The organism is Leeuwenhoekiella sp. ZYFB001 (assembly GCF_011784865.1).
Classification (GTDB): domain Bacteria; phylum Bacteroidota; class Bacteroidia; order Flavobacteriales; family Flavobacteriaceae; genus Leeuwenhoekiella; species Leeuwenhoekiella palythoae.
The window spans coordinates 836161-860755 of sequence record NZ_CP050460.1 but is presented as its reverse complement, the minus strand read 5'-3'; the positions used below and the strand labels follow the sequence as shown (position 1 = coordinate 860755).

The window sequence follows — 24595 nt, the reverse complement described above, 5'->3', positions numbered from 1 at the left end:
CTTAATTAAGTAAACAATGAAAAAAGAAAAATTAATCTTTGGAACTTTAGGTCTATTGGGCTTGCTATTTACAGCCTGTGATAGCAATGATGACGGTACATCTCCTGAGAATCCTGAAGCCGGTGTTGAATCAAAATACATCATTACTGCTACGCCTACTGCCGCGGGTTCAGAAGGTGTTGCCGATTATATTTTAACTACAGATGCAATTAATGAAGGTTCTATAAGTACCGCCGGAAACGGTATCGAACAAGATGGTACATACAGATATTATATCACTACAAATAACAAATTCTTCAGTATGCTTTACGGTCAGGGGAATCCTGGTGCGGTAACTTCATACGAATTGAACGCTGAAGGTTCGCTTGAGAAATTATCTGATTTTCAATCTGAAACTGTTCAGGCATTTGCTGCTGTAGATGATGAAATCTTGTTGATCAAAATTTCAAGAAATGCAGATTCTCCTATCGCTTCTTGGTATCGTTTTGATACAAATACTTTACAATTTGTTGCTGAAGGGCAGATCAACACACAAGAATTGGCTGATAAAGAATCTGGCGAATTAGCTTTCTTTACTTGGATAACGCAGGTGGGCGATAAAGTTTACCTACCTTATTTCACAATGAAAGGATGCTGTAGTGATTCTTTTGGAACCATCTATCCTAACGAAGCAAACATCGCAGTTTATTCTTATCCAGAAATGGAATATGAGACTACTATTCACGATGAGCGTACCAGCTTTATTGGGCGTTATTTCGTAAACGGATTAAGTGTTGATGAGAATGGGGATGCTTATGCATTTTCTTCTTCGGTAGCTACAACAAACGGCGAACTCTCTTCTACTTTACCTTCTGCGGTAACTCGTATTCCTAGCGGAAGTACTGAATTTGACGATTACTACTTCAACATAGAAGAAGCGAGTGGCGGCTTGTATGTTACAGACCAGGTCTATGTAGGAAACGGTAAATTTGTGGGAATTATGGCTTCTGAAAGAACATCTGCTTACGCCAGCGGAAATCAGTATGCCATTATTGATGTTTACAATCAAACTGTAACTCCTGTAAGTGGTACACCAAATCCTGAAACTGTAGTGCTCACTTCAAGCAAAAGTAACTACGTTTCTGACGATAAAAGCACCGTAAGCGTAGGAATCACCACAGAAACCGGAAGCTGGATCTATAATATTGATGTAGCAAGTGCAACGGCTACTCAAGGTAAAGAGGTTGTAGGTGGTACCATTACCGCTATCAGTAAACTTGATGTTGTTGAATAATTGATAATGCCACAATAACACGCAGAAAAGCAGGCTTAGGCCTGCTTTTTTTATGTCGTAAATTTTGAGTTTTAAAATAAGTGTTCACAGGGAACCACGCACGCTTTGGCTACAGCGCTCAAGCTGTGATTAAGTCAAACATTCTTCACACAAGCCGGTGAGCAGCAAAGAAGCTGACTCAATCTTGACATTGGGAACTTTAGGGATGGTCACATCCAGCGGCAGACATGTAGTTTTTCCGCATTGCACACATTGAAAGTGCGGATGCATATCAGTATGATGCTCGGTCGAGCAGCCTTGACACTGTGCATACCATTTTAAGCCGTCTTTTCCTTGAAACGAATGCAAAAGCCCTTCATCTTCTAACCGGTCTAAAATACGGTACACTGTGGTTTTATTCATCTCTTGATCTAATCTGTTTACCAGATCAACCACAGACAAGGCCTCCCCGGCTTGCTTCATTACTTCAAGCAGCGTGTGTACAGATTTTGTCTTTCTAACAATTGCCATATTGCAAATTTATTGCAATTAGGTTGCATTGACAACCAAATTATTTACTTTTGCAACTCAATTGCAATAAGGAATTAAATGTGCCCTTAGTGCAAAACGTATCAGTCCTTATTAATTCAATATTATGAAAAACACTGACCTCGAGCTTTTAGAAGCCATTGGAGATTCACACTACTCTGATAATGTAGATACTCCACTGCGCCAGGATGCCTTTGTAAAATCTGACGAAGAGAAAATTGAAGCCATTCAAAAGCATTTTAAAAAAATCATGGAAGAATTAGGTCTCGATATCACAGACGACAGTCTTTCGGGGACACCGTATCGCGTAGCCAAGATGTATGTAAAAGAATTGTTTTATGGGCTGAACCCTGCTAACAAACCCAAGCTTTCCACATTCAACAATAAATATGGTTATCGTAAAATGCTTGTGGAACAAAACATCAGTATAGACTCTGCCTGCGAGCATCATTTTTTACCCATTACCGGCTTTGCTCACGTGGGTTACATTCCTGAGGAAAAGGTAATAGGGCTTTCTAAAATCAACCGTTTGGTGAATTATTATGCACACCGCCCGCAGGTACAGGAACGCTTGTGCTTACAGATCCTAAAAGATTTACAAGAAACGCTCAATACGCAAAGCGTTATTGTAATGATCAATGCCGAACATCTCTGCGTTTCTTCCCGCGGAATCAAAGATAAAACCAGTTCTACCATTACTGTAGAATATGGCGGTGCCTTTGAAAATACTGAAATCCGTAATGAGTTTTTGGCTTGCTTGAACCCGATAGAATAACCTTTAAAGACCAACTGATGATCACAAAAGAAGACGTGTTAAGCGCACAGAAAGATTGGGGCGCAGGTGTCGTGAAAATAGATACATTAAAACCAGTTCAATGAAAGAAAAATATTTTGATATGATTGGCGTTTATGCCGCCTTTCTATGCCTTATTCACTGTGTGTTGGCTCCGGTACTGTTTTTACTTCCTTTAGGATTTTCGCACAATCCCATAATTGACATTAGCTTTTTAACCATTGGGATTTTTCCGGTAATAAAGGTGATGCGCAGCGCAGCGCCCCTGTATATTAAAGTGCTCCTGGCCATTTCTTGGACAGTTGTATTGGTGGCGGTATTATTAGAAAGCGTGTTTCATCAAGAATCTGTTCTGATCTTTTTTGGTGCCGGCGGACTCATCACCGGGCATCTTATCAATTATAGCAACCACAAACATTAAGGATTATGAAAAAACTCCCGGTCACCGTTCTTAGCGGATTTTTAGGCGCAGGAAAGACCACCCTGCTCAATCATATTTTACATAACAAACAGGGTCTAAAAGTTGCCGTGATCGTCAATGATATGAGCGATGTGAATATTGACGCACAGTTGGTTGAAAACGAAAACACGCTTTCTCGTACCGAAGAAAAACTGGTGGAGATGAGCAACGGTTGCATTTGCTGCACCCTACGAGAAGATCTTATCGTCGAAGTTGAAAAACTGGCTAACGCCCAAAAGTTTGACTATCTCCTCATCGAGAGCACAGGAATTTCAGAACCTATCCCTGTGGCACAAACTTTTAGTTTTGAAAGTGAGGATGGCAGCATTGACCTGAGTACCTTCAGTTATGTGGATACGATGGTCACCGTAGTTGATGCGTTTAATTTCCTTAAAGATTTTTCTAGTCCGCAATATTTGGTAGACCGCAATCTCACCGATATTGACGGAGATAACCGCACCATTGTAAATTTACTTACAGATCAGGTCGAATTTGCCAATGTAATTTTACTGAACAAAGTTGACCTCGTCACCGAAGCCGAACTCCGTAACCTATACGATATCCTGCATAAGCTGAATCCTGAAGCACGTATTATCCCTACCAAAAATTCTGAGATCGATTTACACGAAGTGATCAATACCGGACTTTTTGATTTTGAAAAAGCCGAAGCTTCTGCGGGATGGATTCGCGAGCTAGAAAATGAGCATACTCCGGAGACTGAAGAATATGGCATTGGCTCTTTTGTTTTTCGTAGTAAAAAACCGTTTCATCCTGAACGTTTCTTAGCATTTGTTCAGCATCAATTTCCAAGTAGTATCATCCGTAGCAAAGGCTTATTCTGGTTAGCTTCAAGACCTGACCAGGCGATTATATGGAGTTCGGCTGGCGGTTCGTTAAAAACTGATCCTGCCGGCGTATGGTGGGCTTCAATGTCTTTTGCCGAGCGCATCAGCTATGCGGCTTTTGTAAATAATCAAGCGCTTATTGAAAGTGAATGGGATACGCATTTTGGAGATCGAAAGATCGAACTCGTATTCATCGGGCAGCATCTTGAGGTGGATCGTATTACCCAACAACTTGAAGCGTGTTTATTAGCAGATGACGAATTAGCCCAATGGAAAACCGGTAACTTAGAGGCCATCGATAATTGGCCCATTCCGAAATATCAAAATTTATAAAGTGACATTATGAAAACCCAATTCAAAACTACATACGAAGTCATCATCATTGGTGGAAGCTATTCTGGTCTTTCAGCCGCGATGGCGCTAGGGCGTTCGTTACGTTCAGTATTAATCATAGATGGTGGAAATCCTTGCAATAAACAAACGCCGCACTCGCATAATTTTATCACGCACGATGGCGAAAAACCGCACGTCATTGCCCAAAAAGCTAAAGAACAAGTGCTCAATTATGACACTGTTCATTTCTTGGAAGATTTCGCTTTAAGCGGAAACAAAGCTGAAAATGGTTTTGTAATCAGCACCGAATCCGGGAAAACCTTTAGGGCCAGAAAGCTCATTTTTGCTACTGGAATCAAAGATGTAATGCCAGATATTGAAGGCTTTTCAGCATGCTGGGGAATCACCGCAATTCACTGCCCCTATTGTCACGGGTACGAATTCAAATCTGATAAAACAGCCATCATGGCCAACGGCGAGCACGCTTTTCATATTGCAAGTTTGGTGAATAACCTCACAGATGATCTCACAATTCTTACGCAAGGAACACCAGATTTTGATGAAAACCAACGTGCAAAACTTAAAAAGCACGACATCAACATTATTGAAACTCCGGTTACAAAGTTTGAACATCAAAACGGTACGCTCGAAAAAGTGATTCTAGAAGATGGTACTTCCCTGACTTTAAAAGCCGTTTATGCCGGTTTGCCCTTTGAGCAACATTCTGATATTCCGCAACAATTGGGCTGCTCCCTTACGGAAACGGGTCACCTCAAAGTAGATCTATTTCAAAAAACAGAAGTGCCGGGAATTTACGCCTGTGGCGACAACACCAGCAGAATGCGCTCTGTGGCTTATGCTGTTTCAACAGGGAATATCGTAGGCGCTATGGTTAATAACGAGTTGACGCAAGAAGATTTTTAGAGGCATCTGAGATTTCTATTAAATCGTTTTATACATTTGTTAGATACTCGATATGCACAAAACCGTAAAACATAGAATTTCGCTTGTATTGCTGGCGCTCTTCATTTCGATGAAAATGCTAGGGCTGCACGTACTTGCGCACGACGGTGATCAAGAGCATTTTGTGCATTGTAAATTGTGCGAGCACGCAGTTGTAGGCGACCATTACAATCCTGCGTTACTTTCTGATGACACAGCATTTCAAGTTTTAACTCCGCAAGCTCCGGCAACCATCCAAATTGTTGACCGCTATGCTTTTACTTTTTGCGATAACTTCATCGCAAACCCACTGTTCTCCCGCCCTCCTCCAGCTCAGGCGTAATTCTTTAGTTTTAGGATAATTGCGTTTTATACGCAGTGTTGTTATTTTTTTTATTCGCTTTACGCGAAAACACTACACGTATAATCAATTTCAATATCCTAAAGAGTCCTCTACAAGCAAAACCGCTTGCAACACCTATTTGATTTTCCGTAGAACAGAACCGCATTTTCAGGTTTCAAAATGGCATTGTTATGGCCAGACTTTTGTTATATTTTTTACTCACTCCTCTTTTGTTTTGTACAAGTTGCAATAACACTACCAAACAAGATAATGTGTCTATCATCAACGAAAAACGCATTGTAGACACGTTCAAGAAAGCATTAAATACCGTCAGTTTAGACCACTTTTACATCACTCTGGACAGCGTGACTTTTACCCAACTAAAAGGCAGTGATTTCATCAATTCACAATACGCCAACCTAGATCAAGGCATTCCTGATTTTACGCCTATCAACGCCAGTTCAACTTCGGCATACTTACGAGGAAAGCGCCAATATATTGAGATTCTAGGTCCACAAAATGCATTTAACGAACCCGTGGGAAAAAGCGGTATTGGTTTCGCTTTAAGCGAAAAAAAAGGCTTCTCACTCGCAAACGCTCCTAAACTTCACGAGACCGGAACCAAGTTTCTCAAAGCGGCAGATACGGTTTCGTTCAGTATCAACAACACCGCTGCGGTGTGGTACAAGGCCTTTTACACCTATGGAATGGCCACCAATCTCAGCACTTGGTACGCTTATTACAATCCGGAATTTTTAGGGCATTTGCACGATGAGGAAATCTCAGAATATACCAGCCAAGCCTTTTTAAAAACTGCTTATCACCCCAATAAATTATTCAATGAGATTACCGGTATAGAAATGCATTGCAACCTTGCCGATCACTTTAGAATTGCGCGCGAACTGCAATTGCTAGGCTGTACCATAGCGGGTAAAAACAACAATGATCTGCTCTATGTGGTTGACGGTATCAAGCTGAGTATTAGACTCGATGTGACCTTAGACAAAAGTAAGATTACTACGATTGCTGCAACGCTCAATGCGCCAGATCACCGCACTATAACCTTTAAAAACCTTACCATAAAAAACACGGGATATCAAACCGTGTGGTCGCTTAATTAACACTAACATTTTAAACACTAAACATTATGAAAATCAAATTTGTAAGCCTTTTTACCCTTTTAACCGTTTTAGCCATTAGCTGCAAAGACAAGCCAAAAGAAACCGAAACAGAAACCGAAGTTGAAGCGGTTGAGGAAACTGCTGAAACCCCGATCACTATTGAAAAATTAGAAGAGTCACCTGCCTATGCTGAAGCTTCGCTCAAAATCACAAAACCTACCGCCGAAACAGTAAAAGCCACTTCAGGTGGAATCGATTTTGCTTTTGATGTGCAAAACTATGAGTTGGGCGCACAAACCGATTCTGATTTGACCGGGACTCTAGCCAACTCAGACAAAGGACAGCATATTCACTTTATCGTGGACAACGACCCTTATTCCGCGCATTATGAGCCTACTTTTAAAAAGGAACTAGAAGATGGCACGCATTATCTGGTTGCTTTTTTGAGCCGTTCGTATCACGAGAGCGTAAAAAACCCAAATGCTTTTATCGCTAAAAAATTGGTCGTAGGTTCTGAATCTGCTGATGCTCCAGAGGTTGACCTGAGTGAGCCTACTTTGATTTACAGTCGCCCTAAAGGGGAATACACCGGTGATGTGACCGAAAACCTTCTGTTAGATTTCTACCTCTTAAACACAACCCTTTCTGAAGGTGGTAACTATGTAAAAGCCACCTTAAACGGTGAAGAATTCAAGCTGACCGAATGGGTGCCTTACGTAGTAAAAGGACTTCCTAAAGGTGAAGCTACCGTAAAACTAGAGCTGCTTGACAAAGATGGCCAAGTGCTTCCCGGAGCTTTCAACACGGTAGAACGTACTGTGACTCTTAAATAATTGATTACCCTTAGCATATGATTCAAACGCATAACCTCTCTTTTCAACACGCCCCTACTCTTGAAACTTTGCGGTTTCCGGATCTTCTTTTGGAACGAGAGGAAAATCTTCTGATTTTGGGAAAATCAGGAATAGGCAAGACGACCCTGCTACATCTTTTAGCAGGGTTGCTCCAGCCTAAAACAGGGACCGTAAACCTTGAAAATATTACACTACACTCGCTTTCCGCTAAAAAAAGAGACCGGTTTGTGGGTCAGCATATTGGGTTGGTTTTTCAAAAAAACTATGCGATTCGCTCGCTTGATGTGATGCAAAATTTAGAAGCCCGATTGCTTTTTACCGGGCTTAAAGCCAAAAGAGAACGTTTACACGACCTGCTTGATCAACTGGATTTAGCAACGCATAAAAACAAAAAAATACATCAGTTGAGCGAAGGACAGTTGCAGCGCCTAGGTATTGCTCTTGCAGTGGTGCATCAGCCCCAGGTGATTCTCGCAGATGAACCTACTTCAAGTCTGGATGATGAAAATTGTGAAGTAGTGATGCAATTGCTTTTAGAACAAGCTGCGCAGCAAAATGCCAATCTGGTGGTCATCACCCACGACGCCCGAGTAAAACCCCTATTTCAAAACCAAATTACCTTATGAATATCTGGAAAATCAGCTTAAGCAATATTTTTCACAAACCGCTCTATGCTTTGCTAATCGTGCTTTCGCTTTCCATCAGTATTGGTTTGTTGTTGGGAATTCAGCAGTTGGATGCTTCCATTAAATATCAATTTGAAAATAGTCTGGGTGATGTTGATATGGTGCTTGGCGCGAAAGGGAGTCCGCTACAATTGGTGCTCGCCAGTGTACTGCATATGGACAACCCTACCGGAAATATCTCTTTGGCGGAAGCCGAAAAAATCACCAAGAATCCGCTGATAAAAAAGGCGGTGCCCATCTCTTATGGCGACAATTATCAAGGGTATAGAATCTTAGGAAGCAATGATGCATTTACCGGTTTGTATGAAGCCAAACTCGCAGCTGGCCGTGAACCGTCAAAATCTATGGAAGTACTCTTGGGCAGCACCGTGGCCGAAGAAACCGATTTGAAAATAGGCGATACGTTTATGAGTTCACACGGACTTACAGAAAACACGGTAGAAGTGCACAATCACCCATTGACCGTTGTGGGTATCTACAAACCTACCTACAAAGTCATTGATAAACTTATTGTGACCCGGTTAGAAAGCATCTGGGATGTTCACGATCACGGAGAAGAACATAATGAGGAAGCACACGCCAGTACTGCTCCCCATCAAGAAGAAGAACATTATCACGATGACGAGGAACATCATCACAAGGAATCTGAAAAGGAAATTACCGCTATGCTCGTTTCTTTTCGCAATGCGATGGGGATGTTAACAATGCCCAGGCGCATCAACAAAGAGACCAATATGCAGGCGGCGCTACCCAATTATGAGATGGAGCGCTTGTTTAGTTTCACCGGTGTTGGTGTTAGGGCTGTATCGTGGATTGCCTATATCATCCTAGCGATTTCCTGTGTCACCATTTTTATCAGTCTCTTTAAAATTGTACGCGAGCGTGCTTTTGACTTGGCATTGATGCGCACGTACGGCGCGAGCAACTTTCAATTGGTACGCATCGTGGCATATGAAGGCTTTTTGCTTGTGTTCGTTTCTCTATTTGTCGGGGTACTGCTGTCGCAAGTTGGGTTGCACTTTGCATTTTCAGCATTTAAAAGTGGCTACAATCAAAACATACTATTAAAATTACCCTATACGCAAATGGTCAAAACGGTGATTTTAATACTCGTAATGGTAGGCATCGCCATTTTACTCGCCATACTCCCCATTTTAAAAATGAACGTCTCAAAAATATTAAGCAATGAAAAGTAAACAACCTCAGAGCAATCCCGTTAGGCATTGGTTGAAAAAGAATTTTCAATTTCGAGGCAAGCCACGGAGTATTAAACCCTTTGGCGGCACCAATAAACTCTGTTTAGGCCTATTCCTACTGGTTTCATTTTTTGGCTATAGCCAAAAAAACATCATCTGGCAGGATCTTGCCCAAGTGAACTTTGAAGAGAAATATTTTGAAACTTATGGAGAATATTTTCTGTATCCACATTTTGAAGATTCACTCAAAGCGATGGAAGGAAAACAAGTGACCATTACCGGCTTCTTCTTAAATATCGATCCGGAAAACGACATTTATATTCTCTCAAAATCACCAATGGCTTCTTGTTTTTTCTGTGGGGCTGCAGGCCCGGAAACCGCCATAGAATTACAGTTTGACAATCCATCAAAGTATAGAACTGATGACGTGGTGACAGTTACAGGCGTACTCAATCTCAACGCCGATGACATCAACCATTTCAATTACATTTTAACCGATTGCACCGTAAAACGTGCTAAATAACCCCTATAAAATCAATTAAAAATGAACAGAAGACACTTTTTTAGAAATACGACTTTAGGAGCGCTAGGTACATCATTGCTTACCCCTTTTAACTCGCTACAAGCTGCGGAGCACGCCTTGAGTTTCAAGAACAAAAAGGCTAAAAACATCATTATGCTGGTGAGTGATGGAATGAGCACCGGAACGCTAAATATGGCCGATTTGCACCTGCGGAGACACACCGGCGACAGCAGCAACTGGATGCAACTGTATAGCGACAATAAAGTGACCCGTGCACTGATGGATACCGCTTCGGCGAGTTCAATAGTAACAGATTCGGCGGCGGCAGCTTCTTCTTGGGGCGGCGGTGTGCGCGTGCCCAATGGCGCACTCAACGTGAGCCAAAACGGAGAACAGCATTTACCCTTATGGCAAAAATTTAAAAAAGCAGGAAAGAAAGCGGGAACGGTAACCACCGTTCCGGCGACACACGCTACACCGGCCGGATTTTGTGTGAATTCTAAATCACGAAATACGATGGAAGAAATAGCCGAAATGTATCTGGAACATCGATTTGATGTGGTGATGGGCGGTGCACAAAAGTATTTTTCCGCGGAAGCGAGAAAAGATAAAAAAGATGTATTCGCTGCTTTTGAAAATGCCGGCTATCACGTTTTTAAAAACCGTAAGGAAATGCTCAATGCTAAACGCAGAAAACCAATTCTTGGCGTTTTTGGCAATGATGCCCTGCCCTATTCCATTGACCGTGAAAATGAGGAAACGCTAAAAAAGGAAACTCCATCTCTCGCAGAAATGACCCAAACGGCAATCGATGCGATGAAAGACCACAAACAAGGATTTACCTTACTGGTAGAAGGTGGAAAAGTGGACTGGGCGGCACACGGCAACGACATCGCCGGTCTCATTTTTGACCAGATCGCTTTTGACGAAGCCATTAAGACAGCGATTGATTTTGCCGAAAAGGATAAAGAAACCCTTGTGATCATCACCACAGACCACGGAAATGCCAATCCCGGCCTGATCTATGGCGGAGACGCCAATGACCATTTTGATTCTATACAGCACTACAAACATTCTAACGAATGGATCTTAAATGGGTTTAACCCGAATACGACTTTAAGTCAAATCAAAGAACGTATTAACTATGCTAATGGAATAGGCATCACCGATGAAGAAGCGCAGACTATTGTGCAGTATTATGATGATTTGGTTGCTGAAGATGGTTTGTACAATCCGCGGCATTTGCCTTTCGGGGTGCTTGCAGATATTCAAAAACGCTACAACTCCGTAGGATGGATCAGTATGCAGCACTCAGCAGATTATGTTGAACTCGCGATGTATGGGCCGGGAAGCGAACTTTTGCAACCTTTTGTAAAAAATACAGATTTACATTATTTAATGCTCAAAGCCGCAGAAGTTGAAAATGTGTTTTAGATATTCATTGAACCAATGATGAAGTGGCGCAAAAAGTTTTACTTTTGAAGTGATGAAAATCCTAGTGATACTTTTTGCGCTACTTACTTTTTCCCTTTCGGCGGTTACTTGCTGTGTGGGAAATATTGCGGGTGTAGAGTATCATCAAGACGATGAGGATGATTGTGAAGATGGCCCGTGTGAGGAGCCGTGCTCTCCCTTTTTCAACTGCGGTACTTGTACAGGATTTTCTGTGCTAGAGTTTGAAAATCTTGACTTTAATCAAGTAAAAATTCCTACTAAAAAAATCATTTCAATCAGTTATTTAAGAGCAGGAGAATTTTACGATTCTTCCTTTCGGCCTCCCCAGGCGTGATTAAAATTTGCTTTGTTTTTTTCGCTTTAAGCGAAATGAAATCTCATTTTAATCATCTTAAATTCTTTAAATGAAACATCTTCATTTATGGCTGTTGCTGCTGTGTTGCAGTGCAGCTTTTGCCCAAAATACATTTGTGGCAACCCTTAAAAATGCTGAAACGCAAGAACCGCTTTATGGAGTTTCGGCAAGTATCAAAATATTAAATAAAGGCGCAATTTCTAATGCTGAAGGGCTTGTGCGCATCGAGAATATCCCTAACGGGACTTATACGCTTGAGCTGCGCTATATGGGTTTTGATACCCAAAACATCACCAGAACTTTTCCGTTGAGTGCGGGAGAAAACGATCAGACCTTTTACCTGCATCACGCAGAGGAAGTAATGGAAGAAGTCGTGATCCAGTCTACTCGTAGTTCGCGTACCTTTCAAGATATTCCCACTCGCCTGGAATTTATTGCTGGCGAAGAACTTGCCGAAAAAGGCAATATGAAACCGGGCGATATCAGGATGTTGCTCAGCGAAAGTACGGGATCCAGACGCAACAAACCTCTGCGACGAGTTACAATTCTAGCATTCGTATTCAGGGGTTAGACGGTAAATACACGCAATTACTTCGGGACGGACTCCCACTATATTCGGGATATTCCGGCGGATTGAGTTTAATGCAGATCGCTCCGCTTGACCTCAAGCAAGTGGAAGTGATAAAAGGAGCTTCGTCTACGCTTTACGGTGGCGGTGCGATTGCCGGACTCGTCAATCTAATCTCGAAGACTCCGGAAGACGAACCCGAATTGAGTTTTATGGCAAACGGAACTTCTGCCCTGGGATTGGACCTTAACGGATTTTACTCACAAAAATACGGTAAAACCGGAACAACGGTTTTTGCATCCTATAACTTGGGAACACCTTACGACCCGGCAGATAATGGACTGACGGCTATTCCAAAATTTGAGCGCTTTACGTTAAATCCAAAGTTTTATCTGTATCTCAATGAGAAAACCAATTTGAATGTAGGTTTTAACTATGTAAACGAGGACCGCCTGGGTGGCGCGATGGATTATGTAAAAGGCGATAGTGAAACCGGTTATTTTGAGCGGAATAAAACAGACCGACTTTCAACGCAAATATTGGGAAGTCATCAGTTAAGCGATAACACGGCGCTGACGATTAAAAACAGTATTAGCTTTTTTGAACGCGAAATTGATATTCCCAGTTATACTTTCGCCGGAAGGCAAACCTCGTCATTTTCTGAAATTAATATTGCAACAAGCCTTACCAAAACTGAATGGGTTGCCGGTGCCAACTTATGGACCGAAAATTTTAAACAACAGCAAGGTGATCCTGCTCAGGACTTAAGTTTCACCAATTATACCGCCGGAGTTTTTGCACAAAATATTTGGGATATTCAAGAACGATGGACGCTGGAAACCGGTTTGCGTACCGATTATCAGAGCGATTATGGGGTATTTGTTTTGCCGCGTTTATCATTGATGTTTGAGCCTACTAATTTGCTCACCTTTAGAATAGGTGGTGGTATGGGTTATAAAACGCCCACGGTTTTTACTGAAGATGTGGAGCGCTTACAATTTAGAAGTGTGAAACCCATCAATATCGATGAGACTGACGCTGAACGCTCGATTGGCTTCAACCTGGACGGAAATTACAAATGGTCTATCACTAATGACCTGAATTTGTCAACTAACGTGCTTCTGTTTTACACACGTATTGACGATCCGCTGGTTCTCAACCGCACTTCGGGAGCACTATATGAGTTTGTTCAACCGGGTGGTCATATTTGCAGTCAGGGCATCGAGGCTAATATGCGCTGGAAGTACAAAGATTTTAAATTGTTTGTAGGTTATACGCTGGCCGATGTCAATCAGCATTACAACGGGGCAAGCGAGCAATATCCTTTAGTGTCTCAACATCGCTTAAATAATGTGTTGATGTATGAAAAACACGACAACTTCTGGATAGGTTTAGAAGGCTATTATTACAGTCCGCAGAAGTTAAATGACGGCACCACCGGTCAATCCTATTGGATTCTTGGCGTAATGACTGAAAAGAAACTTGGGGAGAAATTTTCAGTATTCCTCAATTTTGAGAACTTTTTAGATACGCGTCAATCCCGTTTTGACACGATTTATACCGGTACACTGAATGATCCAAATTTCAGAGATATTTACGCTCCCGTTGATGGCTTTGTAATCAACGGCGGTTTTAAATTAAAGTTATAGCCTTAAAATAGAAAACCCGCCAAGAGCACTCTTGGCGGGTCTTTACAATTACTATCGCAAGCTTTTACATTTCTGCAGTTGTAGTGGTATCTACTTTAGCCAGAATAGCCTGATGCTCATCCATCATCATTTTGTGTTCGCTTTCCATTTCTTCGTGTTCACTCATAAGTTGCTGATGATTATCCATCATTTCTTCAAGTTGTGCTTCCATTTCAGCTTCAGATTTTTCTTCAAAACCTGCCTTTAATTCTTCATGTGCTGCGATCATTGCATCGTGCCCCTCAATAGTAGCCTCGTGTTTTTTCAAAATTGCCTCGTGTTTAGCAACATCTTCAAGAATGGTAGAATCTTGTAATTCCATCCCTTCAAGTGCAGTTGTGAACTCTTGATGTTTCTGAGTCATTTCACTATGCACCGTTTTGAACTCGGCATGCACCTGCTCAAGACTGTCATGTTGCATTTCTAACTTGTCAAACTTTGCGGAAAGTTCTTTCTTTTGAGTGTTCTCACATCCTACTAATACCAGTAAGAATGTAAAAAAGCTAAGTAATGTTCTAGATATAGTTTTCATAATTTTTAATTTGGTCGAAATATAGTAAAATACTAGACTTGAGTATCTTAAAAAGATTAAACACAGAAAAAATTTTACTTGAAGCCAAATAACTACTTCTAGTATTCAAGCCTCTGCACTGCCTTTAAATTCCGCCAACAATAAATACTACAACAATAACGTTTTCGTTGTAACAGTGCTTCTTCTTAAGAAGAGTGTTGACTTCTGTAAAATTCTACAAAAGTGTAGAATAAGTCCACACTTTTACCCTCAACAGCGCACACGGCACTTGAACGCCTTTCCCCGTAAACTCTTGTTTTACAAGCAAAACAGATTAAATCATTCAATTCTTCAGTTTGGGTCTTATTCTTGAATAATTCTATTCGGAAACCTAAAAAATTGAAAAATGAATTATTTGAATAACCCTAATACAAAGTTTGCTGTACTCCTAGTGCTTTGTCTTACCGTTTTTGCTTCTTGTCGTGAAGAAGAAGTAGAAGATGAAGGATTGCCACTTCCGGTAATCAGTTTACAAGAAACCAGCGCAGCTAAAAATTTTGAATACATCGGCTCCATTGAAGGCGTTGAGTCTGTTGAGATCAGACCTCAAGTAGATGGAATTCTAGAAGAAATATATGTTGATGAAGGAGAGTTTGTTGAAAAAGGACAGCCTCTTTTTAAAATCAACAGTCAACCGTATATGGAAGACTATAAAAACGCAATGGCCAACGTAAACCTAGAGAAGGCTAAACTTGAAAAAGCACAAAGTGATGTTGAGCGCTTACAGCCGCTAATCGATAATGAAGTAATTTCTGAAGTGCGTATGAAATCTGTAAAAGCAGATTATCAGGTAGCACTTTCTTCGTTGCAACAAGCCCAAGCTCAGGCTGCCAATATGCGTATTAATCTTGATTTTACAACCATTAAAGCGCCGGTAAACGGCTTTATGGGACGTATCCCAAAATCTATTGGTAACGTGGTTAAGAAAACAGATTCTGAGCCATTGACCAATCTTTCAAACGTAAATGACATATACGTCTATTTCTCTATGAGTGAATCTGATTATCTTTATTTTGAGCGTGCTAAAAATGATACGCTTTCTAAAAAGAATAAAGTTAACGATCAGGTAAAACTTGTATTGGCCGACGGTTCAATCTATGAGCACGGAGGTAAAATTGATGCAAATTCAGGTCAGATCGACCGTTCTACAGGTTCGATCACACTGAGAGCAAAATTCAACAATCCAGATACTTTATTACGATCAGGGAACACCGGTAAAATTCTTATGGAAGAAATTTATCAAAGTGCCATCCTTGTTCCTCAGAGTGCCACTACCTTTATTCAGGATAAGAAATTCGTCTTTATTCTTGATGAAAACAATATTGCTCAACGCCGCGAGATCATTACAAAAGGACGCTCAGGTGACAACTATATTGTAGACTCTAAAAGCTTATCTCCTAAAGATCGCATTGTTGTTTCGGGCTTAGATAAATTGGCTTCAGGCATCAAAGTTAAACCGCTTCAAAGAGGTCAACTTACCAGCAGTCTGTAACATTTCAGACCCATATTAAGAGTTCTTATTTCGTATTAAGTCTAATACCGAAACAACTAACCTATGTTTAAAAAGATTATAAAAAAGCCGGTGTTTACGCTGGTGATCACGATAGTATTGGTACTTGCGGGAGCCGCTAGTATCACTTCCCTACCCGTAGAACGTTTCCCTGAAATTGCACCGCCTAGTGTGAGTGTCGCAGTATATTACCCTGGTGGTAATGCCGAGACCGTAGCAAAATCAGTTTTGTTACCTATTGAAGAAGCGTTGAACGGTACCGAAAATATGACCTACGCTAACTCTACAGCGACCAACTCCGGTCGTGGTCGAGTTACCATTTACTTTAAACCGGGAACCAATCCCGATCAGGCAGCCGTAGATATCCAAAACCGAATTTCTGTAATTACTGAAAAAATACCGCCGGAAGTTACGGAGGCCGGTATTTCAGTGACCAAAAGGATGAAAGGTAGTATTATGACCATTAATATTTTTAGTCGTGATTCTACTTATGACGAAACCTTTCTTAACGCGTACACCCGGATCAATATTCGACGTGAACTTAAACGTGTAGAAGGTTTAGCCGAAGCATCCATCTTACGTCAGCGAGATTATGCGATGCGTATTTGGTTGAATCCGCAAAAAATGGCTTCTTATAACCTCACCCCAAGAGAGGTTTACAATCAGGTAAAAGATCAAAACTTTGAAGCAGCACCGGGTAAATTCGGTGAAAATTCTGATGAGCTTTTTGAAATTGTAATGAAGTACGACGGGCGTTTCAGCGAGATCGAAGAATATGAAAACCTCGTCATTAAAACTAATGAAGATGGTGCTCAATTACGTCTTAAAGATGTCGCCCGTATTGAGTTTGGTGCTTCTAACTACACCAGTGAAAACCGTCTTGACGGTAAACCTTCGGTAACTATTGATATTGTGCAAATGAATGGTGCAAACGCAAAAACCATTGATGAGCGCATTAGAGAAATACTCGAAGAACAGAAAAAATTATTCCCTGAAGGTATCGATTATGAGATTACCTACAGTGTACGAGACCAGATCGATGAGTCTATGAGTCAGGTGATGCACACCCTTGTAGAGGCTTTTATTCTGGTATTTATTGTAGTATTTATATTCCTGCAGGACTTCCGTGCAACCATTATTACAGCTATTTCAATTCCGGTTTCCCTTTTAGGTACGTTTTTCTTCCTAAATATAATTGGCGCCTCGATGAACGTACTCAGTATGTTATCGCTGGTACTTGCCATTGGTATTGTGGTAGATGACGCAATTGTAGTGATGGAAGCAATTCACGAGAAAATGACGCATCACGGCCTTTCTGCCCGAAAAGCAGTTTCTGCCGCTATGGATGAAATTACAGGCGCAATTATTTCTATTACAGTGGTTATTGCTGCGGTATTTTTACCGGTTGCGTTCTTGAGTGGTCCTGTGGGAGTATTTTATCAAGAGTTTGCGTACACCATCATTTTTGCCGTACTGATCTCTGCAATTAATGCATTGACGCTAACGCCGGTACTGACTAAAATTTTCTTCGGAAAGAAAAAGCGTACCAAGAAAAAACGCGGAATGGCCAAAACCGTTTCTGAACTGCGCCAAGTACGTAAAGCTAAAGTAGCGAAGCGTAAAGGACTGCGTAAGTTTGACAGTGGTTTTGACAAATTCACCGGCAAATATCTTAACGTGGTACGCTGGTTCTTAAATCATAAATGGATTGGTGTAGGATCGTTAGTCTTGATCATCGTTGCTACGGTGTTGCTTTCTAGAATTACACCAAGTGCATTTATTCCTACTGAAGATGATAACTTCTTGATTTTCTCGATGAAAATGCCTGAGGGTTCTTCACTTCACAGAACTAATGCTGCCTTGAGAAAAGCAGATTCTATCTTGCAACGTGATCCCGCTGTAAAAGGCGTAAATACCGTATCTGGTTTTAATGTTGTAGATAATGCAAATAGTCCGTCTTCAGGTTTAGGATATGTGCAATTGAAACACGCTGCAGATCGTGGCGAAATTCAAGAGATTCAAGAGGTAATTAAACACTTACTATCGGAATTAAATCAAATTCCTGAAACCGACTTTAATATGTATCCAAGACCTACCATTCAAGGTTTTGGTAACTTTGACGGGGTTCAGTTTATGCTGCAAGACCGTGCTGATGGTGACTTGGGAGAGTTTGGGCAGATCGTAAATGAGTTCATCAACACCCTGAGCAATCAGAAAGAAGTGGATAACGCATTTACCTCTTTTAATCCTAACTTCCCACAATATCGTCTTAAGATCGACTATGAAAAAGCTAAGGCTTTAGGCGTAAGTGTAAAGGATATGATGTTTACGGTACAGTCCTATTTTGGTCGTGTACAACCGGGGGATTTTAACCGCTTCAGCCGTCAGTACGGTGTGTATATGCAGGCCGATATTCCATATAGAGAATCACCAGAATCCTTCAACAGTATTTTTGTGAAGAATGACAAAGGTGAAATGGTCCCTGTTAACACTATTGTACGTCTGGAGCAGGCTTATGGTCCTGAGGTGGTGAACCGTTATAACCTGTATAACGCAGCAAAAATTAACGTGACTCCGGCAAAAGGATACAGTACTGGTGACGTAATGAAAAAGATTGAAGAATTAACCAGCGAAAAACTGCCTGCGAGTTTAAGTTATGAGTGGACCAGTATGAGTTTGGAGGAGAAAAATTCAGGTGGCGATACCATCATTGTATTCATCATCATTATTCTTCTCGTTTACTTTATTTTGGCTTCACAATACGAGAGTTTCTTACTTCCGCTAGCGGTAATGCTATCGCTTCCTGTTGGGATTTTTGGTGTATTTGCTGCGATCAATTTAGCCGGACTAGACAATAATATTTACGTACAAATAGGTATTATTATGTTAATTGGTCTTTTGGCAAAGAATGCGATTCTAATTGTAGAATTCGTTGCGCAAAAAAGACGTGCCGGCCTTTCAGCTTTTGATGCGGTGCTCGAAGCGAGTGCGCTGCGTATCAGACCTATTATTATGACGTCGCTGGCATTTACCGTGGGGCTTGTTCCGCTTATGTTTGCTGAAGGTTCTTCGGCGCAAGGAAACCACTCTGTAAGTATAGGTACTGCCGGCGGAATGGTAGGTGGTATTGTTTTAGGAATTTTTGTGATTCCTGTAATGGCTTACATCTTCCAGATGTTGCACGATAAGTATAACTTAGAGCGCTACGGAGATAAAGAAATTGAAGAATAACCTAACCTAACCACAATGAAAAAGATAATTGATATACATACGATAAAAAGAAAACCGAATATAAACCGCTATCTGAGTGCGAGTTGCATCTTGTTGATCTTACTGATCCTCGGAAGTTGTAAAGTAGGTCAACAATACGAGCGTCCTCAATTTGATGATGTTTCTGAAGAGTTTTATGTGAAAGATTCTGTATTGAATGATTCTCTGGCCGAAGCTGCGATCACTCGCGATAGCCTGATGATGTCGCATATTCCGTGGAGAGAGTTTATAGAGGACAGCATCTTGATTGCTCTTATAGATACCGCTTTGGTAAACAATATCGACTTGCAAAAAGCAATGCGCAATATGGATATTGGGATGGAATATTTAGCCCAATCTAAAGCAAACTTTTTGCCTTCAGTAAACGCGACTCCGGCGGGGTTTAGAAGAGAATATTATTCTGAGAACTACAATAATTACGGTTCTAACCGCGCCAGACGTAACCACGGTGAAACGCCGCCTACCAGTTTGTATACCGAAAGATTAGAGTATACTTCTGCGCTGCAAGCTGATTGGGAAATTGACATTTGGGGAAAACTGAGATGGCAAAAAGAAGCGGCTCGTGCCGATTTTATGAAGAGCCAAGAATTTAAAAAAGCAGTACAAACCGAATTGATCGCCGAAGTTGCTTCGACCTATTATAATTTAATAATGCTGAAGTCTCAGGTTGAAGTTGCCGAAAAGAACTACGCACTTAATGATAGTACCTATAATATTGTAAAGCTGCAATACGATGCGGGCGAGACTACTTCGCTAGCACTGCAACAAACCAAGTCGCAGCAGTTAAAAGCTCAATCCTTAATTCCGCAATTGGAGCGTCAATATACCGTTCAGGAAAATAAGTTGAACCGTCTTTTAGGAAGATCGCCTCGTGCCATTGAGCTTACTGCCAATTTTGATGATATTCAATTTCAGGAAAAATATAAAACCGGTGTTCCTATCGAATTGGTTAAAAACCGTCCCGATGTGGCGATGGCGGAATACGAACTTATCGCTCAAAATGCTCGCACGGGCGTAGCCGAAGCTTTAAAATATCCGTCGCTAAGTATTGGTGCGGGATTGGGTTTAAATTCGTTTGAATTGGAGAATTTTTTCGATCCGGTAAGTTCAGCTTTTGCATTGCTCAACGGTTCTATTTTTCAGCCGATTTTCAATAACCGTAAACTGAAAACCAATTATCGTGTCGCACTCACAGAACGTGAGATTGCACAATTGGAGTTTAAGGATAATTTAATTGGTGCGGTTGAAGATGTATCTAATTCGCTTACCCGAATCAATAAACTGACTCAGGAATATAAGATCGCACAAGAGCGTATCGAGGTTACGCAAAAAGGTCTTAAAGATGCTGCTTTGTTATTTAGAGGTGGATTTGCCAATTACCTCGAGGTGATCACCGCACAGAGCGATGCCTTAGAAAGTGAATTGAATGAAATCAATACTAAAAAGCAGATCTTAATTGCAAACATTGAACTCTACCGCAGTCTTGGTGGTGGATGGCAATAAACTGAAGTTTACAAAAAGCAAAGCCGCAATCTTGTGATTGCGGCTTTTTTTTAGTTTAAAACTCAAAATTAAATCCCTTTTCTAACAACTTTTGATAGGTTTCAGGATTGAATTTATAAAGTGTAGCGGCCCGATGGGAAACGTCTTTCTGCTTTTCATCTAGCGCCGTTAGTAAATTCATTCTAAGAATTTTTCTTCTGAAGTTGGGCTTGTCCATTTCATAACCTAGAATCTCTTCGTACAAATGCATCAACTGAAGCAACGTAAATTTTTCGGGTAATAAATTGAATCCAATAGGCTCTTGTTTAATTCTCCGGCGCAATCTGCGCAAGCCAACTTCTAAAATATGAAGGTGGTCATAAATTAGCGTTTCCACTTCAGAAACCTTAAACCACGCTACTTCAGAAGCGGTAGCTCCAGGTTTTAAGCCCGTCCAGTCTTGCTTTTTTATTAACGCGTAATATCCCACTGTAATCACCCGCGACACCGGAAAACGATCAGGTTCACTAAAAGCGCGCAACTGCTCGAGATAAACATCTTTAATTCCGGTAAGTTCGAGCAGCAATCGGTTAGCAGCAGCATCTGTGCTTTCATCAGTAAAAATCCATCCTCCGGGCAACCCCCATTTATCTTTACTAATACCATCAGCGTGCTTGACTAAAAGCACTTCTAAAGCCCCTTGATTGAACCCAAATATGACACAATCAATGGTTATACTGTCTAAAATGGTCGTTTCGTATTGTTTTGCCATAATTCTGGTTATCAATCGCTAATATCGATAAATTTTTTAGAGCGGTTATGAGATTCCATATTTTATAAGTATACTTGTAGTCATAAAAACCATAAGTTGTCTTCTGGACTAAAATAAGAGATTTAATTTAAACGCATATGTATTTTTTAGGAATCGATCTGGGAAGTTCTTCAATCAAGCTTGCCGTACTTGATGCCAACACCGGCAAATCAATAGGCAGTTGCACGGTTCCTGATCACGAGATGATCATCAAAGCGCCTCAAAGCGGCTGGGCTGAGCAAGATCCGCAGCTTTGGTGGGAGTACACCTGTACGGGAATAAAAAAATTAAAACATCAAGGTGTTGACATTAGCGTAATTAAAGCCATTGGGATTTCGTATCAGATGCACGGTCTGGTACTTACCGACAAAGATCTTAATGTATTGCGGCCTTCTATCATCTGGTGTGATAGCCGTGCTGCGCCTATTGGCGAAAAATACTATCAGGAGAAAGGAGCAGCATTTTTTCAAGACCGGGTTTTGCAAAGTCCGGGGAATTTTACCGCATCAAAGTTAAAGTGGGTGCAGCAACACGAACCAGAGCTTTTTGATCAGGTCGCACATATGATGCTTCCGGGAGATTATCTGGCCGCTAAATTTTCGGGCGTAGCACAAACCAGCAAATCGGGGCTTTCTGAAGCAGCGCTTTGGAATTTTAAAAAGAATGCCTTAGCCCAAGAGGTCCTCGCTGCTTTAGATCTTTCGCGTGCGGTGATTCCTGAGGTCGTAGCTAATTTTAGTCATCAGGCGACTATTGCTCCTCAAATCGCTGAGTATTTGGGCCTTTCTAAAGACGTAGAAATCACTTATCGCGCAGGAGATCAACCTAATAATGCGCTCGCACTTAACGTAAATCAACCCGGAGAAATCGCCACTACTGCCGGAACTTCCGCAGTAATCTATTCGGTGACCGATCAAGATGCTTTTGATACCGAAAATCGCATCAACACCTTTTTGCACGTGAATAATACTGAAACTCAAAAACGCAACGGCGTATTACTCTGTATTAATGGTTCAGGGATCTTGTATCAGTGGTTGCGTAAAATACTTTCCACCGGAAAAGATGAGTTGTTGTCCTACGATTTCCTTAATGCGCAAGCAGCGCAGGCTGGTCCGGGTAGTGCCGGACTTAACTTTTACCCTTTTGGCAATGGAGTGGAACGCATTTTTAATAATAAGAAATCCTTTAGCGGATTACAGAATTTAGATTTCAACAGGCACGGAGCCACCCATATGGTTCGTGCGGCTTGTGAAGGAATTGTTTATGCGATGAACTACGGCTTTGAGGTAATGCAGCATATTGGCGCAGGGGGACATTCCGTAAAGGCAACAAAAGCCAATTTATTCCTGAGTCCGGTATTCAGAGACATTTTTGTAAATACCACGCAAACTACCTTAGCGCTGTACAAAACCAATGGCGCTGAAGGTGCTGCGCGAGGAGCAGCCCACGGCTATGGATTTTATACCAGTCTGGACGAAGCCGCTCACGGACTAGAGTTATTAAGCACTCAGGAACCTCAACCCGAATTAAAACAACAGTACACCGATTTATATCAAACCTGGAAAAATAATATTCAAATAATAGCATAATGAGTACCTATTTTAAAAACATAGACCCAATCAAATTTGAAGGAAAAGAAAGCGACAATCCACTTGCCTTTAAATACTACGATGAAAACAAAGTAGTCGCAGGAAAAACACTAAAAGAGCATATGCGTTTTGCGATGGCCTACTGGCACACGCTTAACAATAAAGGTGGAGATCCTTTTGGCGCTCCCACCGAAAATTTTGCCTGGGATGCCAACCCCGATCCTGTAATACGTGCTAAGGATAAAATGGATGCCGCTTTTGAATTTATGACCAAGCTAGGTCTGCCGTACTACTGCTTTCACGATGTAGATCTTGTAGATGAAGCTCCTAGTCTTGGGGAGTTTGAAAAACGCATTGCTGCGGTTGTAGACTATGCAAAAACCAAACAGCAAGAAAGCGGTATTAAACTGCTTTGGGGAACATCAAACCTCTTTAGTAATCCGCGTTATATGAATGGTGCTGCAACCAATCCTAATTTTGATGTGGTGGCCTATGCCGGTGCGCAGCTTAAAATTGCCATTGACGCAACTCTTGCGTTGGGTGGTGAGAATTATGTGTTTTGGGGTGGTCGTGAAGGCTATATGAGCTTGCTCAACACCGATATGAAACGCGAGCAGGATCATCTGGCGCAGTTTCTTACCATTGCCCGTGATTATGCGCGTAAACAAGGGTTTCAAGGAAACTTTTTAATCGAACCTAAACCTATGGAACCTACCAAGCATCAATATGATTTTGATGCCGCAACGAGTTTAGGCTTCATTAATAAATACGGACTACAAGATGATTTTAAACTGAATCTTGAAGTGAATCACGCAACCTTGGCAAGTCATACATTTGAGCACGAATTGCAAGTAGCTGTTGACGCTGGAATGTTAGGCAGTATTGATGCCAATCGCGGCGACTACCAAAACGGTTGGGATACAGATCAGTTTCCTATTGATGTGTATGAAGCGACTCAAGCAATGTTGGTTATTCTTGAAGGTGGTGGAATTCAAGGCGGCGGCATCAACTTTGACGCTAAAGTGCGCCGTAATTCTACTGATCTTGAAGATAAATTTATCGCCCATATCGCCGGCATGGATACTTTTGCCCGCGGACTGATCGCTGCAGATCACGTGCTTCAGCATACTTCTTATAAAGAACTCCGCAAAAACCGCTATGCTTCTTTTGATCAGGGGAATGGTGCAAAATTTGAATCTGGCGCTTTATCGCTAGAAGCGCTCAGTACCTTGGGACACCAAACCGGAGAACCAAAACCATACAGCGGAAAGCAAGAGTTGTTCGAGCAGCTTATTGCTAATGCATTTTAGGGATCTACCTCTAGAATTGAAAAGCCTCCATCCGGAGGCTTTTTTTATTTACTACTATTAAATCGCTGTTAATTGGCACGACGCTCACA

Annotated in this window: 23 protein-coding genes; 20 read left to right on the top strand and 3 right to left on the bottom strand. The window is 41.4% G+C overall.

Annotated elements, in window-relative coordinates:
- Positions 1–16 precede the first annotated feature (16 nt).
- Positions 17–1273, top strand: coding sequence for a DUF4374 domain-containing protein (locus HCN54_RS03630; RefSeq protein ID WP_167596573.1), 1257 nt, complete (start codon positions 17–19; stop codon positions 1271–1273).
- 129 nt (positions 1274–1402) lie between these two features.
- On the opposite strand, the gene HCN54_RS03625 is transcribed toward HCN54_RS03630, so the two are convergent.
- Complete coding sequence (locus HCN54_RS03625) at positions 1403–1783, bottom strand: Fur family transcriptional regulator (RefSeq protein ID WP_167596572.1); 381 nt, start codon at positions 1781–1783, stop codon at positions 1403–1405.
- A 124-nt stretch (positions 1784–1907) separates the two neighbouring features.
- Here HCN54_RS03625 and folE point away from each other — a divergent pair, with 124 nt between their 5' ends.
- The 14 genes from folE (at position 1908) to HCN54_RS03560 (ending at position 13924) form a co-directional block, all read left to right on the top strand.
- Positions 1908–2576, top strand: a complete 669-nt coding sequence (gene folE / locus HCN54_RS03620) for a GTP cyclohydrolase I FolE (RefSeq protein ID WP_167596571.1) — start codon at positions 1908–1910, stop codon at positions 2574–2576.
- Between the two features lie 100 nt (positions 2577–2676).
- On the top strand, positions 2677–3015 hold the full coding sequence (locus HCN54_RS03615) for a MerC domain-containing protein (protein WP_167596570.1): 339 nt from the start codon (positions 2677–2679) through the stop codon (positions 3013–3015).
- A gap of 5 nt (positions 3016–3020) precedes the next feature.
- Complete coding sequence (locus tag HCN54_RS03610) at positions 3021–4232, top strand: GTP-binding protein (RefSeq protein ID WP_167596569.1); 1212 nt, start codon at positions 3021–3023, stop codon at positions 4230–4232.
- 9 nt (positions 4233–4241) lie between these two features.
- Positions 4242–5156: an NAD(P)/FAD-dependent oxidoreductase gene (locus HCN54_RS03605; protein WP_167596568.1), complete on the top strand. Its 915-nt coding sequence runs from the start codon at positions 4242–4244 to the stop codon at positions 5154–5156.
- Between the two features lie 52 nt (positions 5157–5208).
- On the top strand, positions 5209–5517 hold the full coding sequence (locus HCN54_RS03600; RefSeq protein ID WP_167596567.1) for a hypothetical protein: 309 nt from the start codon (positions 5209–5211) through the stop codon (positions 5515–5517).
- A gap of 272 nt (positions 5518–5789) precedes the next feature.
- Positions 5790–6638, top strand: coding sequence for a DUF5829 family protein (locus HCN54_RS03595; RefSeq protein ID WP_167596566.1), 849 nt, complete (start codon positions 5790–5792; stop codon positions 6636–6638).
- 26 nt (positions 6639–6664) lie between these two features.
- Entirely contained in the window at positions 6665–7471 is an 807-nt protein-coding gene (locus tag HCN54_RS03590) for a hypothetical protein (protein ID WP_167596565.1), read from the top strand.
- A gap of 17 nt (positions 7472–7488) precedes the next feature.
- A complete protein-coding gene (locus HCN54_RS03585; RefSeq protein ID WP_167596564.1) occupies positions 7489–8118 on the top strand; it encodes an ATP-binding cassette domain-containing protein in 630 nt (209 codons plus the stop codon).
- Positions 8115–9374 (top strand): ABC transporter permease, encoded by a 1260-nt coding sequence (locus HCN54_RS03580; RefSeq protein WP_167596563.1) that lies wholly within the window; start codon positions 8115–8117, stop codon positions 9372–9374. The genes HCN54_RS03585 and HCN54_RS03580 overlap by 4 nt, the downstream gene beginning before the upstream one ends.
- On the top strand, positions 9364–9897 hold the full coding sequence (locus HCN54_RS03575) for a hypothetical protein (protein WP_240924942.1): 534 nt from the start codon (positions 9364–9366) through the stop codon (positions 9895–9897). Before HCN54_RS03580 ends, HCN54_RS03575 begins: the two co-directional genes overlap by 11 nt.
- A 21-nt stretch (positions 9898–9918) precedes the next feature.
- A complete protein-coding gene (locus HCN54_RS03570) occupies positions 9919–11331 on the top strand; it encodes an alkaline phosphatase (RefSeq protein WP_167596562.1) in 1413 nt (470 codons plus the stop codon).
- A 49-nt stretch (positions 11332–11380) separates the two neighbouring features.
- Positions 11381–11686, top strand: coding sequence for a hypothetical protein (locus HCN54_RS03565; protein WP_167596561.1), 306 nt, complete (start codon positions 11381–11383; stop codon positions 11684–11686).
- A gap of 70 nt (positions 11687–11756) precedes the next feature.
- Positions 11757–12278 (top strand): carboxypeptidase-like regulatory domain-containing protein, encoded by a 522-nt coding sequence (locus tag HCN54_RS17555; RefSeq protein ID WP_317172006.1) that lies wholly within the window; start codon positions 11757–11759, stop codon positions 12276–12278.
- Complete coding sequence (locus tag HCN54_RS03560) at positions 12218–13924, top strand: TonB-dependent receptor plug domain-containing protein (protein WP_317172018.1); 1707 nt, start codon at positions 12218–12220, stop codon at positions 13922–13924. Before HCN54_RS17555 ends, HCN54_RS03560 begins: the two co-directional genes overlap by 61 nt.
- A gap of 64 nt (positions 13925–13988) precedes the next feature.
- On the opposite strand, the gene HCN54_RS03555 is transcribed toward HCN54_RS03560, so the two are convergent.
- Positions 13989–14495, bottom strand: a complete 507-nt coding sequence (locus HCN54_RS03555; RefSeq protein WP_167596560.1) for a hypothetical protein — start codon at positions 14493–14495, stop codon at positions 13989–13991.
- 385 nt (positions 14496–14880) lie between these two features.
- Here HCN54_RS03555 and HCN54_RS03550 point away from each other — a divergent pair, with 385 nt between their 5' ends.
- The 3 genes from HCN54_RS03550 to HCN54_RS03540 all read left to right on the top strand — a co-directional run bounded on the left by HCN54_RS03550 (position 14881) and on the right by HCN54_RS03540 (position 20817).
- On the top strand, positions 14881–16026 hold the full coding sequence (locus HCN54_RS03550; RefSeq protein ID WP_167596559.1) for an efflux RND transporter periplasmic adaptor subunit: 1146 nt from the start codon (positions 14881–14883) through the stop codon (positions 16024–16026).
- Positions 16027–16089: 63 nt separating this feature from the next.
- A complete protein-coding gene (locus HCN54_RS03545) occupies positions 16090–19275 on the top strand; it encodes an efflux RND transporter permease subunit (RefSeq protein WP_167596558.1) in 3186 nt (1061 codons plus the stop codon).
- 15 nt (positions 19276–19290) lie between these two features.
- Positions 19291–20817: a TolC family protein gene (locus tag HCN54_RS03540; RefSeq protein ID WP_167596557.1), complete on the top strand. Its 1527-nt coding sequence runs from the start codon at positions 19291–19293 to the stop codon at positions 20815–20817.
- Between the two features lie 55 nt (positions 20818–20872).
- Here the strand turns inward: HCN54_RS03540 and HCN54_RS03535 are convergent, their stop codons facing one another.
- The gene (locus HCN54_RS03535; protein WP_167596556.1) at positions 20873–21568 is read right to left on the bottom strand and encodes an NUDIX hydrolase; all 696 of its coding nucleotides are present in this window, start codon (positions 21566–21568) and stop codon (positions 20873–20875) included.
- Between the two features lie 137 nt (positions 21569–21705).
- Here HCN54_RS03535 and HCN54_RS03530 point away from each other — a divergent pair, with 137 nt between their 5' ends.
- Together HCN54_RS03530 and xylA are read left to right on the top strand one after the other, a co-directional pair.
- A complete protein-coding gene (locus tag HCN54_RS03530; protein ID WP_167596555.1) occupies positions 21706–23196 on the top strand; it encodes a xylulokinase in 1491 nt (496 codons plus the stop codon).
- Complete coding sequence (gene xylA, locus HCN54_RS03525) at positions 23196–24506, top strand: xylose isomerase (protein WP_205881697.1); 1311 nt, start codon at positions 23196–23198, stop codon at positions 24504–24506. The genes HCN54_RS03530 and xylA overlap by 1 nt, the downstream gene beginning before the upstream one ends.
- The last annotated feature ends 89 nt before the right edge of the window (positions 24507–24595 follow it).

Bases quoted from the DNA above. Each gene is read 5' to 3' on its own strand.
- HCN54_RS03540 (WP_167596557.1), top strand. From the start codon at position 19,291: ATGAAAAAGATAATTGATATACATACGATAAAAAGAAAACCGAATATA.
- HCN54_RS03570 (WP_167596562.1), top strand. From the start codon at position 9,919: ATGAACAGAAGACACTTTTTTAGAAATACGACTTTAGGAGCGCTAGGT.
- xylA (WP_205881697.1), top strand. From the start codon at position 23,196: ATGAGTACCTATTTTAAAAACATAGACCCAATCAAATTTGAAGGAAAA.
- HCN54_RS03600 (WP_167596567.1), top strand. From the start codon at position 5,209: ATGCACAAAACCGTAAAACATAGAATTTCGCTTGTATTGCTGGCGCTC.
- HCN54_RS03610 (WP_167596569.1), top strand. From the start codon at position 3,021: ATGAAAAAACTCCCGGTCACCGTTCTTAGCGGATTTTTAGGCGCAGGA.
- folE (WP_167596571.1), top strand. From the start codon at position 1,908: ATGAAAAACACTGACCTCGAGCTTTTAGAAGCCATTGGAGATTCACAC.
- HCN54_RS03550 (WP_167596559.1), top strand. From the start codon at position 14,881: ATGAATTATTTGAATAACCCTAATACAAAGTTTGCTGTACTCCTAGTG.
- HCN54_RS03585 (WP_167596564.1), top strand. From the start codon at position 7,489: ATGATTCAAACGCATAACCTCTCTTTTCAACACGCCCCTACTCTTGAA.
- HCN54_RS03530 (WP_167596555.1), top strand. From the start codon at position 21,706: ATGTATTTTTTAGGAATCGATCTGGGAAGTTCTTCAATCAAGCTTGCC.
- HCN54_RS03615 (WP_167596570.1), top strand. From the start codon at position 2,677: ATGAAAGAAAAATATTTTGATATGATTGGCGTTTATGCCGCCTTTCTA.
- HCN54_RS03555 (WP_167596560.1), bottom strand. From the start codon at position 14,495: ATGAAAACTATATCTAGAACATTACTTAGCTTTTTTACATTCTTACTG.
- HCN54_RS03590 (WP_167596565.1), top strand. From the start codon at position 6,665: ATGAAAATCAAATTTGTAAGCCTTTTTACCCTTTTAACCGTTTTAGCC.
- HCN54_RS03625 (WP_167596572.1), bottom strand. From the start codon at position 1,783: ATGGCAATTGTTAGAAAGACAAAATCTGTACACACGCTGCTTGAAGTA.
- HCN54_RS17555 (WP_317172006.1), top strand. From the start codon at position 11,757: ATGAAACATCTTCATTTATGGCTGTTGCTGCTGTGTTGCAGTGCAGCT.
- HCN54_RS03580 (WP_167596563.1), top strand. From the start codon at position 8,115: ATGAATATCTGGAAAATCAGCTTAAGCAATATTTTTCACAAACCGCTC.
- HCN54_RS03535 (WP_167596556.1), bottom strand. From the start codon at position 21,568: ATGGCAAAACAATACGAAACGACCATTTTAGACAGTATAACCATTGAT.
- HCN54_RS03605 (WP_167596568.1), top strand. From the start codon at position 4,242: ATGAAAACCCAATTCAAAACTACATACGAAGTCATCATCATTGGTGGA.
- HCN54_RS03575 (WP_240924942.1), top strand. From the start codon at position 9,364: ATGAAAAGTAAACAACCTCAGAGCAATCCCGTTAGGCATTGGTTGAAA.
- HCN54_RS03630 (WP_167596573.1), top strand. From the start codon at position 17: ATGAAAAAAGAAAAATTAATCTTTGGAACTTTAGGTCTATTGGGCTTG.
- HCN54_RS03545 (WP_167596558.1), top strand. From the start codon at position 16,090: ATGTTTAAAAAGATTATAAAAAAGCCGGTGTTTACGCTGGTGATCACG.